Genomic DNA, 16,011 nt, shown 5'->3' with positions numbered 1-16,011 from the left:
CGCCTTGAACCATTCGCGAGTGTGGGGCTTCGCCAGAATCGACATTGCCTGAAGGGGTAGCAGAGTGTGCCGCACCGCGCGAGATTGCGTGTCGCTGGAAGAGGCGCGACAAGCCGCTCGTGCTGGTCTGCACGCCCTGCTCAGCCAAGCGGTCGCGCAACTCGCGCAGGAAGAGGCGTGGCTCCTGCTCGGAGGTCGCCAGGATCAGCGCGGCATGCGCCACTATTCGCTGCGAGGTGTGATCGCCGCCCATCGGCTTGGAGGCGACTTGGCCCTCGTGGCGGAAGCGCGCCGACCAGCGGCTGGCGCTCGACACACTGACCCCAAAGCGAGCCGCGGCGCGATGCAGGAGGCACCCGCCGCCACGGCAGCCACGACACGCTCGCGCAGGTCCACGGACAACGGGTGAAGGCAGGGGCAAACGCCTTCATCCGTCAACGCGCCACCCTCTGAGCCGTCTCAAGCGGCACGGGACCGGCTCTAACAACGCCTTGGTCTCGGACGGAACGGCGACGACACGAGGCCAGCCCATCGGCCCCGATGCAAGCTCTTCGAAGGTCTGACATGCTCTCGTAAGCGGTCCCTCGTTGCTAACACGCAAGACGACTGTTCAGGGTCGATAGCAGCCCATGATCTATCTCACTTCGAGGCAGGTAGAGGGTGTCCGACGGCGTACGATAGAGTGCAACCTCAGCGGACATTCCGCTGTGGGCACGCAGCATCATGGTGCTCGCCGATTGGGCCTTATGGTGGGTCACAATCTGCCGCGATGACCAGGAACGCGAGGACACACAACCCTGTCAGCCATGCCTCACACGTCTAACTGATGGTGGTGTCCCGTCTTATCAAGCAGTGCGAACAGAAGTGATTAGAATCCGCGCTTCGGTTCACAGCGCAATCCGAATTGTCGTCACATCGATGTGGTGAAGGCGGAGGGAGACGATCATGAAGACACCTCTACTCACCCTGTCAATTTTGGCCGCCCTCGCCGGCGCGGCCGTTCCGATGTCCGCACGCGTCGCGGCCGCCGCCGAGGATGTCCAGACGGCCATGCAGCGCCTGAAGGCGAAGACTGCCGAACTCGGTGCTCCGAGCGTGAAGGGGGAGGATGCCGTCGCCGGAAAGACCGTCCCGGCCCTCTATTTCGGCCAGACCAAGATGAACAACAATTTCGCCGTGGTGGACGCCGTGCAGAAGGACGTGGGCGGGACCGCGACGCTGTTCGTCAAGAGCGGCGGCGAGTTCGTGCGCGTCGCCACCAACGTCAAGAAGGACGACGGCTCGCGCGCGATCGGCACCGTCCTCGACCCGAAGGGAAAAGCCTTCGCGGCGATCACGAAGGGCGAGGCCTATTTCGGTGACGCCGACATTCTGGGCAAGCCCTATACGACGGGCTACGAGCCGATCCGCGATGCCAGCAGCGGCGTCATCGGGGTCTACTATGTCGGATACCCGAAGAAGTAGGGCTTGGTGAGCTAGGCCGCGACGCAGCGAAGCGTTCCAAAAGGGCTTGCTGAATGGAACGGCCGTGCTGGAACATGGCCGCTTTCCGCCCTGAGCTACTGGTGCAACCTGAATATTGAGGGAGCGAGAAATGATGAACGTGTTCACCGGAAGGAGTCATTGTGGCTTTCTCATGGCTCTCACGTTTTTCATCAATCCTTGTCTCGCTCGAGCGCAGAATGTAAATAACTGTGCATGGCCAATTGAACTCTCTCCCGAGGGATACGGAAACGCGACCGGGCCCGAATTGTTGGCTCGGTATTTCCTTATTCCCTTCGACGCACAATCCGACTCCCTGGTTATCAAGGCAGCTTATCCTCATGCCCGGTATTTTTCCTACGTAATTTACCAGGATGAGACCCCGACCGCGATCGTCGGCGATCTGTACGATGCGCAAATTGCACCTGATCCCGGCAGCGTGAACCCGTATGTCCGCCCAGAGAATGAGCCAAGCCCCACTGCCCAGTCGCGGCCGAGACAACGACTAGACAACGGCACGTATACCATCGTCATTTCGCACACCAAGCCGTCTGACGGAAATACCATTGGCGTTGCCGCTGGCCACTTCGCCTGGGTAATGCTGCGGATTTACATACCGAGTTCCGATCCGACCTTGAGCGGCCGCAGTCTGACAGGGTCGGTACCGCTGCCTACCGTATCGGTGACGCAAGTGGGAGCGAGCCAAGCGCTATCACAGTGCTCACCAGTCAACGACCTGCGCGACGTGGGCGCGTTACTGAAAGATCTCTTCGGCGGTCTTGTCCTGAATAATCCCGTAGACATGCCGTCCTCCGACCGCTTGTGGTTCGCACCGCTACTAAGCCCGCCGATGCGGCTATTTCCCAACCCGCACAACAAGTACGTCGCCATGCTGCCAGGCGATCGGTACCAACCGGGCCGTATTATCGTGATCCACGGTAAGGCGCCCAGCGTTCCCCGGACCTATAACGGCTCACCGACTTGGCGACCGGCGCCGGCTTCCAAGACTGTCGATGTGCGGTACTGGGCGCTGTGTAGCGTCAATTTCGAGTTGCCGATAACCAGTGTCGACTGCGCGTCCGATCAGACCGCGAACCTTGAAAACGGCGACTACACGGTCGTTATCTCGGACGATCTGCTGCGCCCCGACTGGTTGCCGCCAAATGTCAATTGGATGCGGTGGGGAGATGAGCAGTATCCCAAGCTCCTATTCTTCCGAAACATGTTGCCGGCGCCGGACTTTCCCCACTCGATACAACGCGCGGTGGAGAAGGGCTGCACCTTTGACCTGACGTTGCCGAATGTGCCGAACAGCGATGCCACGGTACCCGCGGGCCAATGTGCCCAAAAAGTAATGGGAGCTTATTACCCTGTGTCAGCCTGGTGCGATAAATCGGCCTTCGTTGCGGGAGGCTGGCAGGCCTGCATAAGCGGACGATAACAGGCACCAGTGAGCTTCCAGTGCGGCAGAAACGGCGCTTCTCGGCGAGTTCCTGCCCGGCCCGCTTCCCGACAACGCCATGGCGGTCATCAATTCCTCGACTTCCAGCGCCATAAATCTGTGCAACGACTACTGAACAGAGATCGAGACCACCATCGAGCTTATCGGCAAGAACCTCAAGGATCATGGGATTGTCGATCCGGTACAGGGGAGATGCGAGAAACGCACCGCAAACCGGTGCTGTGAGGTGAAGAATGAGAAGCATTGGAATCCTCGTGCTGCAACCGCTCGTATTCCTGGCGATAGCCAATCTCAATTTCGTCCATGCCCAACGCCAGAAAGCCCCGCAACACGTGGTGCACGTTGGCGAAAGAACGGAGAGGAGCGCCGGTGATGTACCTCAGGATTTTGTCACTTGCACCGGATGGCACGCCCTCTGCAGTGCCTCGCCCGACTGCAAAATGAATGGCGACAAGGCTGACTGCGACTGCATGAGGGTAAACGAAACCCATATTGTCGAAACAGACGCGATCCGCGATACCGCGGTCAAACGCCTAACGCTGGCCAAATGCACCAAGGAGCATCCTTGTGCTACAGACCAAGCGCCTGTTTGCAAGGCTATCAAGGACGGGCAATATGAAGTGGATCATGTCACGTATGAATGGGTATCCACTTATTCTTATCGTGGATGGTGCAGTCTTCTGGCGCAAAAGCCAGTCGCTTGCGATCAGCAAACGTCCAGCTATACCGGGAATTTACATTGGGCTCTCTGCGATGCCGCGCCCTGCAGGGAAAACCCGAATCCCTCCAATCCGGACAAGCCCTTGAGCTGCCAGTGTCGGGTAGAGAATACGCCATTTGTGGGCTTGAGCAGCTGCACCGGTGTCAATGGCGGGATCATGTCAAGCTCTCCGCTATCGGCATGGGATTTCCAAAGGAACACTTATCCGTTTCCTATGCCCGGCTATGAATACGTACAGGGCGCATGTGCCCCATTGAAATCCGATCCATTGCCACTGAAGTAGGAATAAAAGTAACTGCCGCTCTGAAAATGCGAGCCGCCCATGAACCTGTGGCCGCTTGGGGGCGGCTGTTGTCCGTTACCAGAAACAATGAAATGGCCACTTACCAGTCCATGGCCTCCACCATGAAGTAGCCTCTCAGCTGGCCCGGTCCAAGATACCGAGCAGGTCACTGCGCCCGGCCGTCGTACAGCGGAAGGTCACTAATGGTTACCGCGCGATGTGGGCCGCCGAGAGCGGGACCGCCATCCGCACCGTCGTCGGCAGCGTACGCCTTCGGGCGCCAGCAACTTCGGCACCATCCTGAAGGCCATCAGCTTCTAATCCCTACCATCAGAGGCGTGGGGAGTTACTCGGCGCGTATCTTCAGGGCATCTCCCAGATCTTGGTCGCAAAGCTTTAGAGCGGAGCTCGTCCGATCGGAAGCTGTGCTGGGTGGCTGGGGGTTGGCGGGGCAAGGAGGAGCTCATGCCGACAACCTTGTCCGTTGATCTGCGCCAGCGCGCGGCGTCGGCCGCACAGTCGCTCGCGGCTCTTCTGAAGCAGGCGTTCGCCGATTTGCGGAACGAGACGGCGGGTTGATTCTCGACCAAAAAATAGACTGCGATCGGCTTGCCTGATGATCACAACCTGAACGCTCTGCCCCTTAAGGGGCTACGCGGCGGTTGGCCGACGCCTCGCTGGAGGCCAGCCATGACGGACGGGCTTGACCCCGCCACGACGCTGGAGCGGATCCGGCGCAACCTCGTCGGGCTCAAGATGGCCCGAGCGCTGGAGGTGCTCGACCAGACCCTGCGCCGGATTGAGCAGGGGCAGATCGGTGCGGTGGACGCCATCGACGTGCTGCTGTCCGAGGAGTTGACGCTGCGCCAGAACCGCCGGGTGAAGATGGCGCTGATGACGGCGCGTATCACGAGCGTGAAGACGCTCGCCGGCTTCGACTTCGCCTTCCAACCCTCGCTCGACCGCAACCGCATCCTGGCGCTGGCGGGGCTCGACTTCATCGACCGGCGCGAGGCCGTCCACCTGCTTGGACCGCCCGGCACCGGCAAGAGCCATCTGGCGGTGGCACTGGGCGTGGAGGCAATCGAGGCGGGGCGCAGCGTCTACTTCGCGCTCTTGGCCGACATCATCGCCTCGCTCGCCAAGGCGGAGCGGGAGGGCACGTTGCGCGAGCGCATCCGCTTCCTCTCAGCCTTCGCCCTGCTGATCGTGGACGAGATCGGCTACCTGCCGGTGGTGCCGGGCGGTGGCAACCTGTTCTTCCAACTCGTCAACGCACGCTACGAGCGGGGTGCGATGATCCTGACCTCGAACCGCGGCTTTGCCGAGTGGGGCGAGGTGTTCGGCGATCCCGTGGTCGGTCAGGTCGAGGAAGCCCTGATTGACTTTGACGTAGCGCAAATCAGCCAGACGGCAGATGATGGCCGGTGCTGGATTGGCCCGGAACATGGCCTCGAAGCGCGCTTCCGCTTCGAAGCGGTCGCTCACGTCCTGCAGGATCAGCGCGAGGGCACTCGGCCGTCCCTCGTGATCAGCGGTGACGATGTTACGGATGCGATGCATCCACACCCGCTCGGGATTGCGTGCCTGGCGCACCTCGACGACGGCATCATGGAAGCGCTCGCCGGCCAAAACCTGATCGAGCGGGTGCTGGACGGGTCCAATCTCGTGATGGTTGCGGTTGTGAACCTTGAAGTTGCGGCGGTCCTCACTCACCGTCTGGCCGAGATCATCAAGGGCTGCGACGCCGTGCATCGCCAGAGCGGCGGCATTGGCATAAGTGATCCTCTGATCCGGGCAGATGAGGATCACGCCCTCGCTCATGCCTGCCACGATCTGGCGCAACTGGACTTGATCCACCGCGATATCGGCCATGCGCACCTCCGTCCGAAGGGCAACGTTCGGCAGAATCCCTGGTGCGCAGGAGGCGGCGGTGGGGAGGCGGTTGGGACGGTCGGGCGGAGTGGATGGGCTACGTCGCTGCGACGCGCTGAGATTCTGCGGTCTCGACGAGCCGCAGCTTAGGGCGCCGGCTGCCGGTGAGGAACATCACCTGCGTCCAGGTGCCATCGTCCGCGACGACGTGGACGCGATAGTTCAGGCTTTTGGCCAGGGCGCGAGTTTGGTCGAGGGTCGTGCCGGCCAGCGTTGCCGTGAACTCACCTACGCGCGACGCCATATTGGCCGCCAGCAATCCAATCTCGACGCCTTCGTTGAATACTTCATCGCGTCCAGCAAAGCGCAGGCGCAGACCGGGTTCGATGTGGACGTGGCGCATGACAGATTCACCGGAAGCTGTGCAAGTGCAGCTCAGGTCTGGTTAATAAGGTTTAAACGCCCTCATATAGTACGGCGCAAAGATCGAGGCACCTGATTACGCGATGTCGGGCGCTGCTTCTGGAAGTGGGTCAGCGATTGGATGGCCGCCAACATCTCAACTTGCGTCCCCAACTCGACGACCCGCGCCGGCGGGATCCGATAGTAGTCCGGCGAGCGCACGGCGTTGCGCGCCATAAAGGCGTAGAGCGGCTCTTGCCACCGGCTCAGCTCCGGCCGCAGCGACGGCGCCGGCTTCTCCCGGCCGATGAAGATCTCGACGCGCTCGATGATGGAGCGGATACGGTCGCCCGCGATCCGAACGGTATCGGCCGTGTCAGTCATGCTGTCCCTTCCTCAATCTGGAGGGGCAACCTCGGCCATGAAGGCAAGCGGAGGATTATGGCAGGGTGGGGCTGCTTTTCACACCGTGATCGCAGGCGCAGAGTCTTCCAGAACGCAATGGACCGATCTGATCCCATGCTCGACCCTGTTGGACGACATCCGCCGGTTACGCCATTTCCTTCCACGGGATTGGCGCCTAGCCCCCTCCGGCTCGAGATCACAACCCAGGTCGTGGCTGCCATCGTCCTAGTCGCCACGCTATGGCTCGGCCTGCTTGCCTCGCTCCTGGCAGGCTTGCTGGTCTACGAGCTCGTCCATCTGCTGGCGCCCCGTCGCAGCAGCGATCTTGTGGCCCGCCGGACCGGGAAGATCCTTGTTGTGGCCCTTCTCGCAACCATCGTCATTGTTGCGATCGGAGCGGCGATCCTGGGTCTGATCGCCCTGCTGTCTGGCGGTTCGGAAAGCCTTGCAGTTCTCCTCCAGAAGATGGCTGAGATCATCGAGACGGCCCGCGCCCATCTTCCTGGCTGGGCACTCAGCTCGGTGCCAGCTGACCCGGAGGAGCTGAGGACGATCGCCTCGACATGGTTGCGCGAGCATGCGGACCAGTTGCGCTCCATCGGCCAGGATATCTGGCGGACGTTGGTTCACATCCTGATCGGCATGATCATCGGTGGTATGGTTGCTGTCAGCCGTGAGGCCGGTGGCAACGAGCATGGGCCTTTGGTGCGCGCACTGACCAACAGGGTGCGCCTCCTTGGGGCTGCCTTTCGCAGCGTGGTGTTTGCCCAGATCAGGATCTCGGCCCTGAACACGGCTCTGACGGCCCTCTACCTGTTCCTGATCGTGCCCTGGATTGAGGGCAAGCTGCCGCTGACGAAAACCATGGTGGCGGTGACCTTCATCGCTGGACTTCTGCCCGTGATCGGGAACCTGATCTCCAACACTGTCATCGTGGTGGTGAGCTTGAGCGTGTCACCCATGCTGGCGGTGAGTTCGCTGGTGTTCCTGGTGGTGATTCACAAGCTGGAGTATTTCGTGAATGCCCGCGTCATGGGTACACAGATCCATGCGCGAGCCTGGGAGCTTCTGCTCGCGATGTTTGTCATGGAGGCAATCTTCGGGATCGCTGGCGTGGTAGCGGCCCCGATCTACTACGCATACCTGAAAGACGAGCTCTCTGCGCAGAACCTGATCTGAACGGAGCCGTTCTGGCATATCATTGCCAAGCATCGGCTTCCGGGCACGCGCACATTGGCGCTGTACGCTTGCCCGAGCGCCGGTTAGTGCGATCCAGGATCTTCTCACATCAAGGCTGTGAGAGCTGCCCACGGCACCTTCAGGGCTTCGCAATGTCCGGCCGAGGCGTAGTCGCGGCAATGGCTTCACAGCCTCTCACAATGGCACGACGTGCCTCGTCTTCGCTTGCCCCGCATACATTGAGGACCCGCACAACTTGCAGCGTGGGATGCTCCTCAATAAAGAGACGCCCTTCCCATCCGAGTTCGTTCCCGTGGAAATCGATCCGGAACGAAACCCCGTCATGCTGGAAGCGGTACGGTTCCACGCCAGCCCTCCACCGTGAACTCAGCGTCTCTATCAATCCGCGTCGTCGTGCAGGGTTTCACGCCGGGTGGTACAGGCGGGACAGGTGGTACTGCAGAGCGGAAGCCGGCGAGCTCAGGCGGCGCCGGTGCGAAGCAATGCGGTACCGGCGGGGCGTCGGATAGGTGCCGGTCCCACCCTATACTGCAGACAGGAACGCCTTGCTGGTCCGGCTAGTGTAGCAGGCGGCACAATCGAAATGAATTATATTTCACAATAAAAGTTGCTTTTCGGTCGGCCCAATACCTATAGTGCCTCAACAATGGAGGGCGCCGATGCTGGAGATGGCTGGAACCGACGGTGCATGCGCGAGCGTCGGCCAGCGCTCCAGCCGCGGCAGCGCAGCGGCTTCGCGCAACATGGACTACATCCATGCCGGCCTTGCCCGGGTCATCGAGGGCGAGATCCTGCCGCGCCTCGTGCTCGCTCACCAGGAGGACCAGCGAGCATCGGCAACACAATCCCCCACGCCTGAACGCGTTGCCGCTTTCGCCCAGATGCTCATGGAGGGCGATCCACATGACGAATGGGTGCGCGCGCTCCTCGAAGAAGGCCTACCCTTAGATGCTCTCCTGCTTGACCTGTTTGCCCCGGCTGCGCGACACCTCGGCCGGCTCTGGGAAGAGGACGAAGCCAACTTCCTCGATGTCGCTGTCGCGCTCGGCCGCCTGCAAAGTCTCACCCGCGCGCTGTGCACCCACGTAGAGGGCGCGGACGTGCCGGCGAACGGACGCCGCGTCCTCCTGATGCCCTGTCCTGGAGAGACCCACCACTTCAGCCTTACGCTCGTCGCGAGCTTCTTCCGTGAGGCGGGCTGGAGCGTGACCTTGTCGGGCGGAGAGGACGAGGACCCTGCCACCCTGGTCCAGGCTGAACGGTTCGACCTGATCGGTATCTCGCTGTCCTGCGACGTGCTCCTGCCGGTCATGGCCGGCCTAATCGCGAAGCTGCGGGCGGCCTCGTGCAACCCGGGCGTCTGCGTGATGGTCGGAGGCCCGCTGTTCCTGCGAGAGCCCGCCTGCGCCGCCACTGTCGGTGCGGACGCCGCCGCCCAAGACGGACGTTCCGCCGTCAAGATCGCCGAGGCCCTGTTCGCGGGATGATGGGGCCGGGTCTTTCATTGATCCTAGCGAGATAGCAAAGCGCGGATCTCCGCTCGCGCAGCAGGTGACAGAGGTGTTCGCTACCAAGCTGCGGAGGTCAGACGTTGCCGGACTTCGACGAGCATCTAGCGCGTGAGTTCGTCCAGGGCCTCGTGGGGTCAGCTCTCGCCCGAGGGCTCGATCCGGCTGCCCGCCTTCAGCAGTTTCGCATTCTGCAACAAGCGGTCGCCGCGATGACGCGAGACCCTGTCCTGGCCGAAACTGCCGCGCGGCTCGTCCGGGTGATTGACCGCACCCTGTAGGAGCTGACCGCGGTGAAGTCGTAAGCTGACCGGGTTAGCTGCGCGGCTGCGCGCCGATGACGTCTAGGCTGGGCGCGGCAGACGGTCGTCAGCGCCGAGGACGGCCGCGGCAAGATCTATAAGACGCTTGAGCGCCACCTGACCAGCCACGGGCTTGACCCGCGCAGCTACCGCGACCGTTACGGCCTGCCGGCCGATTACCCGATGGTGGCACCGGGCTATGCCGAGCGCCGCTCTGCGCTCGCCAAGGCAATCGGCCTCGGGTCAGCAGGCGGACGCGCCGATCAGGGCAAGACCAGGAAGGCCGCTAGGCACGGCTGATCCCTGGTCAGGCGCAGCGGGGGCTGCCGTCAGCGCTACGCCAACCCTGAAACGGCAGCAGCTGTGCCCCGCCGACGGCCACCTCAGGGCGTACCGGGCGGCTGAAGGTGTCGGCACAGCTCAGCCGGATGATGTGAGCGGTTCGTGTCTCCACCGCAGCGATCTCGGCTGATTTCTTGGACCGGCGCTTGGCGGCCCCTATCCAGCGCACGACCCGGTGTTCGCGTCCGCGACGTGAGGCCGGCGGTTGCTCAGACTTGGACCCGCGCCGAGTCGAGCGGCTCTCGTCCCGCTTGGCTGAAAGCATGGGGCGAAGCTCACCCATCAAGTTCCGGGACAGCTTTGATGACACCGCGAAAGCTGAGGCGCATCCCCCGTTCAGGGGACGCCGAAAGACGTAGGCGCCTAGCGGATTACTGGCGCTCTCCCGGCGCGGTCGCGGCTCGCGATCAGCGGCCCCGGAAGTCGCTTCCTGGCTTCATGGCCCGCTCGACGGCCTCCATGGCGCTCTCAAAGGCTTTGGCCTCGCTCCGATGCGGACGGTCAGAGCGCTCGATCAACTTGCCGCTCCGGCGGATTGCCCACTGGAAGTGGCCCTCCGGCTTGGTGAGGGGCGAGACCTCGATGGAGTAGGGGTGCGGGACGTCGTCGGCCATCGAAACGCTATGCCAGCCCACACCGGATGACGCCACAGCTGAGGCGGCGTCATCGATCTTGAGAAGCCCGCTACGGTTTAGGCAGCTTTCAGGTTGGCGGCGCTCTCCTTGCCGCTGCGCCGGTCAGCCTCGACGTCGTAGGAGATCTTCTGCCCCTCGATCAGGTTGCGCATCCCGGCGCGCTCCACGGCCGAGATGTGCACGAACACGTCCTTGCCGCCGTCGTCGGGCTGGATGAAGCCGTAGCCCTTAGTCTCATTGAACCATTTCACGGTGCCGGTAGCCATAGCGGTAACCCTGGTCGTCGGCCCGCCAACGCGGCGTGCCGTGAGGCACGAACCGGCGGCCCGATCGGTTTCCCAGCCGTATGGGGAACGGCGGGGAACACCATGGGGAACATGGGGAACACCTCGGCCGTTCAGGGCACGAGAAACCGCAGCAGATTCAGAGAGTTAGTTGGAGCGGGCGATCGGGATCGAACCGACGACATTCAGCTTGGGAAGCTGAGGTAGGCCGTTGATTTGATTGGCAGGTGTTCCCGCAGGCTAAATTGGGCTCCGTGTCCGCTTGGCCGCCGGCAGCGGTTGCCCCCGCTGGCTATTATCAGCAGGTGACTGGCGCGGGGGGATCAGCTCATGGGTCGATCCCCCGCGCCGTCAGCACGGTACGGAGAGCCTCGGCCAGCGCCTCGGGAGCGAATGGCTTGCGCAGGAAGCGCGCGCCGGCGGGCATCTGCGCCTCGGCAGGCCACTCGAGCCCCGACACGATCAGGATCGCGATCTCGGGCCAGCGTGCCGCGACAGCCTTCGCCAGAGTGAAGCCGGTCAGTGGCCCGCCGGCCAGGTCCACGTCCGCGACCATGGCCACGAGTTCCGGCCGGGCCGCCAGATGGGCTTGAGCCGCCTCCACGGTCGAGGCCTCGGCGACTTCGAAGCCGGCTTCTCTCAAGGCCGCCGAGGCGTCCATGAGCTGCAAGGGATCGTCCTCGACAAGCAGCACGCCGCGCCGCGGCGTAAAGGCGTTCGCCATTCATCCTCTCCGCGTGACCGACGCTGTACTAACGCAAGTGAAGGCGTTCGCGCCCCGCTCTGGTTGTACTGGTGGCGCGTCACGCTCGCCGAGCGGCTCTATCGGACTCCGGCCGCGCGGCAGTGCCTTAACTCCCGGAGTGAGAGCGCTAGATCGCGCTCAGCGATGGGGCCGCGCAGCCGTGGAGATCCTGATGGATGACAGCATCGAGGCCGAGCTGAGGCTCCTCGTTCGGCACATCTCTGAGCGGGCTGCGCAGGGCGGCGGCTTGGACGGGCAAACCTACGACGCGCTCAGAGAAGCCTCCGCCGCGCTCTCGAGCAAGGCGCCCACCGGCGAGAGCGAAGGTCGCGAGGAAGCGCTCCACGCCATGCGGGCGCGTCTCCGCGCCTGCGAGGCCGGGCTCCACGTCAAAGCGGCCTGAGGGCTGTTCTTATGAGGGGTGCGGCAACCAAAACGTCGAGAACCATGCTGAAGCAGTTGCTAACCCGGATGACGATGCTCGGCTGCGCGGCCTCGAGCGGCGCAGGCGGCTCTGCAGAGGTGGCTTCAACGGGCGCGCCCGACACAGGCTGGGCTGGCTTGCGGCCGATCCGGGCCCTGTCCATGCGGGTCCCGTTGCCGTCCCGGTCCCGAGCGGCTCAGCCATCCAAGCCAAGACCATGGATCAGGATGCGGATCGGGTCGGATTGATCAGCAGTCTTTGGCGCCGGCGCAGGCGGCGGCGCTTGCTCGCTTGGATCGGAAGCGATCGGTGTCCTTCGCGGCAGGGATGCTTGGAACAGGCGCATCTGGCGCTGGGCCAGCCTGTGCCGTCGCGGTATCTCGGCCTTCCGCAGTCGCACTGCCGAAGCTTGGTCCCTGTGCGCTTTCGCGCGGGATTGCGCGGCCTTCTTCACCATGGCCCTCGGCTGCAGGGCCTGAGCTGCTCGAGGCTCGTCGAGGTCCGCGTTCTCGGGCCGCGCCACTTCGGCCGCCTGAGCTGTTGTGACGACGGCGTTGGACAGCGCGTTGAGCGCGCTCGCACGGGCCGGCGGATCGACCCACACCATCGCGCTGATTGGCGTTGTCGCATGCAGGGCGGACGCTTCTACATGCTGCGGCACCGCTTCGGGGTTGCCGGAATGCACAATGCGCGCGGCTGTCACGAGCCCGAACGCGGCAAGCATAGCCGCCGCCATGATGGACTTACCGTGTCTCATCACTGCTGAACAGGCGGCCAAGTTTGTGGTTCCGCTGAGCGGCGGCTGGCAAGCCGGACCACGTTGGCCACGGCTTCGCGCGCAGCCCTCTTGGTGGGCTCCTCGCCCCGCTGCAGCCGGGCATCGAGCGCTCGCCGGATCACGCGCGGGTCCGCCGTCTCCGTCCCGTGCAACTGCCAGCAAAGGCGTCCACCGGGCACTTCCATTGCGAAGCCGCAGTTAAGCGGGCCCGATGTGCAGCGGACGACGTGCCTTGGGAAGGAATGCGCCGTCCAGAGACATAAAATTTTGCATTGCGCCCCAAAATCTGAAGCCGCCACTTGACTTTGAGGGAAGGTTGAATTGTTCGTGCGCGCACCTCTTGAAGGAGCCTGACATGGACGAGAACACGACAACACCGCCGAATAATCACATCGGACTAGCTGCCGATGTCGTGGCAGCCTACGTGGCGAACAACAACGTTCCAGCCGCGGAACTTCCGACCCTGCTCAACAGCGTCTATTCCGCGCTGTCCGGCCTTGGTCAGGGTGGCGCATCCGAAGCCCCGGCGGTCGAGAAGCTCACCCCGGCTCAGATCCGGAAGTCGATCACGCCGGACGCGCTGATCAGTTTCATCGACGGCAAGCCATACAAGACGCTCAAGCGTCACCTGAACCGGCACGGCTTGACGATCGAAGAATACCGGGCGCGCTTCGGCCTGCCGCGGGACTACCCCTCGACGGCCGCCAGCTACTCCGAGCAGCGCTCTGCGCTCGCCAAGAGCCTCGGCCTCGGAAATCAACGTCGGAAGGCGGCTGCCAAGACCGCGAACACGGCCGAGGCTGTCGCTGAGGCCCCGAAGAAGCGCGGGCGCAAGAAGGCGGCCTGAAGCCGCTGCAGGCACAGGGTGCTGATCCAGGGGAGGCGGATGGCCGGCGCGGCCACCAAGACCGCGACTGGCCCGGCGCCTTATGGCAGCGGCGGCAACCGCACCTGCTACAGCAGCGGCTCCCCTTGCTGATGTGCCCGGGGTGTTCGCGACCCACACGTTGCTGTTGCGGGCGGACACGAGGCGACAGGCAGGTGCGGGCCAGTTCCTCGTACCCTGCCCGTGAAGCCTGGGCCGGGCGGTCGCGTGAGGGTCGGCGTGGCGGGGGAACTGGACACCGCAAGCGCCGGCCCACGGCCTGTTACTGCAGCTGTCGCGTGACGGCGTTGGCGCGGATCAGCGCCGTCGATCTACCGTTAGCCCATGAAAAAACCCGCCGGCCTGAGGCGACGGGTTTGATGCAGGGGCCACACTCTTCAATTCGGCCGGCAATTGACCGTTGGAAGAGCCACTATCCCTGCCGGTCGCGATCTGGTGGACCGTCCTGGTCCGCATCGGCGATGCGCGATGTTCCGGGGTTGGTGCCGTGATGTCTCATGGCTGACCTCCTTTCCGGTGCCGGCGCCGCATGCACGCGCGCCGAGGCCTTCAGGCTAGGAGTGTCCGCCAGGGATGGCAAGCGCCCGCGCGGTCAGTCTATTCGCAGACGCGCACGCGGCGGATGTGCTCGACGCCGTATGGATCGACGAAGCCACGCCGCTCGACGTGGCAGACCTCCTCAACATACGCCGGCGGCGCGACGTAGACCGGGCGGCCCGGGTAGTAGCCGTTGTTGGCCGAGGCGATAGCCGCGCCGGCGGCCACACCGCCGAGTGCGCCGAGCGCCACGGCGCCGCCGACGCCGATCCCGTCGCGGGCCTGGGCTGCTGGCTGAGCGCCGCAGAGGACGAGGGCGACCAGGGCAGCCATGCTGCCGGTCCGCAGGAGAGAGCCACGCATCGCTGACCTCGTGAGCGTGAACGGCCCCGCGCGTCGGCGCGCAGGGCCGTAATCCACCGGATCCCCCCGGTGCGGCCACCCATCAGCGGCCAGGGTCAGGGTGGGACTGGGTGGTTAAGGAAGCCCTGCTGGGTGGCTCAGGCACTTGCCACGAATTCCGTAGGCGCGGGCCGAGCGCTGAGGGGCAGTGCCTCGGCCCGCCTGTCGTTCGGCTTTGTACCCCCAAAGCCGCAGCGACACCGCTGGATACCTCCGTACCCCAGCAGCCGCTATCCGCATTGACCGCCACCCGCCCGTTAACGTTTCCTCAACGATCCCGCGCCAGCCAAGCCTGTGACATCACCACGAACGCTGCAGTCACGAAGCGTGCGCGAGCGGGGCCGTGAGGGTCAGTCCATTGGCTGAGTGTTCAGCCGTACCGGACTGCATAAGCTTTACCGTGCCGGCGTTCCGTCGGCCTTCCACGCCCTGTCTGGCGCTTTTGCTCACCCGCCTCCGTGGGGCGTGGATGCTACAGGCTTCCGGGCTGCGGATCGCGGCGTGCTTCAGTGATGCGCCGAGGCGCGGGCCGGGCACCTCGTAGAGCGCCCACCGCCCGCCGTTCGGCATCTCTGCAGCGGAGCCACAACGACGCGGTATCGGATCACGCGCGGCGGGCCCGCGACAGGCGCGGAAATTACCTCGGATGGCCTTCAGGTCCGCTTCCCATTCATAGCGGACGGAGCCAAGCGTCGGATTTTACCCCCAAGGCGCTGTGCTCCAGGGCGGGCGACATAACCACCTGGAGCATTATCTGGAACAGGATCAGCCCCGTGTGGTCGGTCACCTCGATCCGCCAGTCCTCGCCCGGGGTGATGCACTTGGCCTCATCCTGCAGGATGTAACCCGCGAGGCGGACGGCCTCGATCCGAGCAGCCTGCCAGTCCGGCAGCTCGGTGCCCTGTTCGTCGAACTGGCTCTTGCCGTCATGGACGTTGAAGTAGAAGCGCGGCATGGGCTCCTCCGTCGAGGATCCCGTCGGGACCATTCACCCTCGGTCCTGGTCTGGCCGAGCGCGGGGCGGCGCGATCGTCGGCGACTATGACAGATCCGCATCCCCTGGGTTTGGGCTATATCAATGCGGCCGTCGGGCTCGACCTTCGACTGTTCCGGCCTGACCCGATCGCGCAGGCGCGTGGCACCGCTGGAGCGGCCTCGCTCGCCGATTAGGACCGCGTGCCTATTTCTAATAATCTCCGTGCGCTCGCGAGGCGGAATTACCGGGCCCGCAGGAGCCTGGACTCGGCCATTAATTCGGGCTCCGGAATTCTATTCGCGAGCATTTCGAATTGGTCCGAAGTCGCGTTCCATACCGGGGTCTATGCGAATTTCCGCCCT

General features: G+C 63.8%; 16 protein-coding genes and 5 pseudogenes. 11 read left to right on the top strand and 10 right to left on the bottom strand.

Going from position 1 to position 16,011, the window contains the following annotated elements; all coding sequences use genetic code 11:
* Positions 1-58: 58 nt before the first annotated feature.
* A pseudogene (locus ACYCO6_RS25240) lies at positions 59-438 on the bottom strand (helix-turn-helix domain-containing protein); the annotation flags it as partial.
* Between the two features lie 507 nt (positions 439-945).
* Between ACYCO6_RS25240 and ACYCO6_RS25235 the strand changes: the two are divergent.
* The 5 genes and pseudogenes from ACYCO6_RS25235 to istB form a co-directional block, all read left to right on the top strand.
* Positions 946-1,464: a Cache 3/Cache 2 fusion domain-containing protein gene (locus ACYCO6_RS25235; RefSeq protein ID WP_459764421.1), complete on the top strand. Its 519-nt coding sequence runs from the start codon at positions 946-948 to the stop codon at positions 1,462-1,464.
* 130 nt (positions 1,465-1,594) lie between these two features.
* A complete protein-coding gene (locus tag ACYCO6_RS25230; RefSeq protein WP_459764419.1) occupies positions 1,595-2,923 on the top strand; it encodes a hypothetical protein in 1,329 nt (442 codons plus the stop codon).
* A gap of 275 nt (positions 2,924-3,198) precedes the next feature.
* On the top strand, positions 3,199-3,948 hold the full coding sequence (locus ACYCO6_RS25225) for a hypothetical protein (protein WP_459764417.1): 750 nt from the start codon (positions 3,199-3,201) through the stop codon (positions 3,946-3,948).
* Positions 3,949-4,111: 163 nt separating this feature from the next.
* A pseudogene (locus ACYCO6_RS25220) lies at positions 4,112-4,269 on the top strand (IS66 family transposase); the annotation flags it as partial.
* A gap of 369 nt (positions 4,270-4,638) precedes the next feature.
* Positions 4,639-5,334, top strand: a pseudogene (istB, locus tag ACYCO6_RS25215) (IS21-like element helper ATPase IstB); the annotation flags it as partial.
* Here the strand turns inward: istB and ACYCO6_RS25210 are convergent.
* The 3 genes and pseudogenes from ACYCO6_RS25210 to ACYCO6_RS25200 all read right to left on the bottom strand — a co-directional run.
* A pseudogene (locus ACYCO6_RS25210) lies at positions 5,302-5,823 on the bottom strand (PAS domain-containing protein); the annotation flags it as partial. The pseudogenes istB and ACYCO6_RS25210 sit on opposite strands and share 33 nt — an antisense overlap.
* A gap of 97 nt (positions 5,824-5,920) precedes the next feature.
* On the bottom strand, positions 5,921-6,226 hold the full coding sequence (locus ACYCO6_RS25205) for a hypothetical protein (protein ID WP_459764415.1): 306 nt from the start codon (positions 6,224-6,226) through the stop codon (positions 5,921-5,923).
* A 62-nt stretch (positions 6,227-6,288) separates the two neighbouring features.
* Complete coding sequence (locus tag ACYCO6_RS25200) at positions 6,289-6,609, bottom strand: KUP/HAK/KT family potassium transporter (protein ID WP_459764413.1); 321 nt, start codon at positions 6,607-6,609, stop codon at positions 6,289-6,291.
* Positions 6,610-6,840: 231 nt separating this feature from the next.
* Between ACYCO6_RS25200 and ACYCO6_RS25195 the strand changes: the two genes are divergently transcribed.
* The 4 genes and pseudogenes from ACYCO6_RS25195 to ACYCO6_RS25180 form a co-directional block, all read left to right on the top strand.
* Positions 6,841-7,809 carry an AI-2E family transporter gene (locus tag ACYCO6_RS25195; RefSeq protein WP_459764411.1) on the top strand — a complete coding sequence of 323 codons (969 nt, stop codon included), beginning with the start codon at positions 6,841-6,843 and terminating at the stop codon, positions 7,807-7,809.
* 680 nt (positions 7,810-8,489) lie between these two features.
* Positions 8,490-9,317, top strand: coding sequence for a cobalamin B12-binding domain-containing protein (locus ACYCO6_RS25190; RefSeq protein ID WP_459764409.1), 828 nt, complete (start codon positions 8,490-8,492; stop codon positions 9,315-9,317).
* A 104-nt stretch (positions 9,318-9,421) separates the two neighbouring features.
* The gene (locus tag ACYCO6_RS25185) at positions 9,422-9,619 is read left to right on the top strand and encodes a hypothetical protein (protein WP_459764407.1); all 198 of its coding nucleotides are present in this window, start codon (positions 9,422-9,424) and stop codon (positions 9,617-9,619) included.
* Between the two features lie 84 nt (positions 9,620-9,703).
* Positions 9,704-9,940 (top strand): annotated as a pseudogene (locus tag ACYCO6_RS25180) (MucR family transcriptional regulator); the annotation flags it as partial.
* Between the two features lie 449 nt (positions 9,941-10,389).
* Here ACYCO6_RS25180 and ACYCO6_RS25175 read toward each other — a convergent pair.
* The 3 genes from ACYCO6_RS25175 to ACYCO6_RS25165 all read right to left on the bottom strand — a co-directional run bounded on the left by ACYCO6_RS25175 (position 10,390) and on the right by ACYCO6_RS25165 (position 11,625).
* Positions 10,390-10,596: a hypothetical protein gene (locus ACYCO6_RS25175; protein WP_459764405.1), complete on the bottom strand. Its 207-nt coding sequence runs from the start codon at positions 10,594-10,596 to the stop codon at positions 10,390-10,392.
* Positions 10,597-10,673: 77 nt separating this feature from the next.
* Positions 10,674-10,883, bottom strand: coding sequence for a cold-shock protein (locus tag ACYCO6_RS25170; RefSeq protein WP_459764403.1), 210 nt, complete (start codon positions 10,881-10,883; stop codon positions 10,674-10,676).
* A gap of 346 nt (positions 10,884-11,229) precedes the next feature.
* Entirely contained in the window at positions 11,230-11,625 is a 396-nt protein-coding gene (locus tag ACYCO6_RS25165; RefSeq protein ID WP_459764401.1) for a response regulator, read from the bottom strand.
* 193 nt (positions 11,626-11,818) lie between these two features.
* Here ACYCO6_RS25165 and ACYCO6_RS25160 point away from each other — a divergent pair, with 193 nt between their 5' ends.
* Complete coding sequence (locus tag ACYCO6_RS25160) at positions 11,819-12,049, top strand: hypothetical protein (RefSeq protein ID WP_459764399.1); 231 nt, start codon at positions 11,819-11,821, stop codon at positions 12,047-12,049.
* Positions 12,050-12,266: 217 nt separating this feature from the next.
* Here ACYCO6_RS25160 and ACYCO6_RS25155 read toward each other — a convergent pair whose 3' ends face one another.
* Positions 12,267-12,794: a hypothetical protein gene (locus ACYCO6_RS25155; RefSeq protein WP_459764397.1), complete on the bottom strand. Its 528-nt coding sequence runs from the start codon at positions 12,792-12,794 to the stop codon at positions 12,267-12,269.
* A 409-nt stretch (positions 12,795-13,203) separates the two neighbouring features.
* On the opposite strand from ACYCO6_RS25155, the gene ACYCO6_RS25150 reads away from it, so the two are divergent.
* Positions 13,204-13,695 (top strand): Ros/MucR family transcriptional regulator, encoded by a 492-nt coding sequence (locus ACYCO6_RS25150; RefSeq protein ID WP_459764395.1) that lies wholly within the window; start codon positions 13,204-13,206, stop codon positions 13,693-13,695.
* A 636-nt stretch (positions 13,696-14,331) separates the two neighbouring features.
* On the opposite strand, the gene ACYCO6_RS25145 is transcribed toward ACYCO6_RS25150, so the two are convergent.
* Together ACYCO6_RS25145 and ACYCO6_RS25140 are read right to left on the bottom strand one after the other, a co-directional pair.
* The gene (locus tag ACYCO6_RS25145) at positions 14,332-14,634 is read right to left on the bottom strand and encodes a hypothetical protein (protein WP_459764393.1); all 303 of its coding nucleotides are present in this window, start codon (positions 14,632-14,634) and stop codon (positions 14,332-14,334) included.
* 709 nt (positions 14,635-15,343) lie between these two features.
* Positions 15,344-15,628 (bottom strand): DUF6894 family protein, encoded by a 285-nt coding sequence (locus tag ACYCO6_RS25140; protein WP_459764391.1) that lies wholly within the window; start codon positions 15,626-15,628, stop codon positions 15,344-15,346.
* Positions 15,629-16,011: the final 383 nt, after the last annotated feature.

It is taken from the genome of Methylobacterium sp. CM6257, assembly GCF_054611515.1.
The sequence above is the reverse complement of the archived record's forward strand: the minus strand, read 5'-3'. Positions and strand labels throughout refer to the sequence as shown.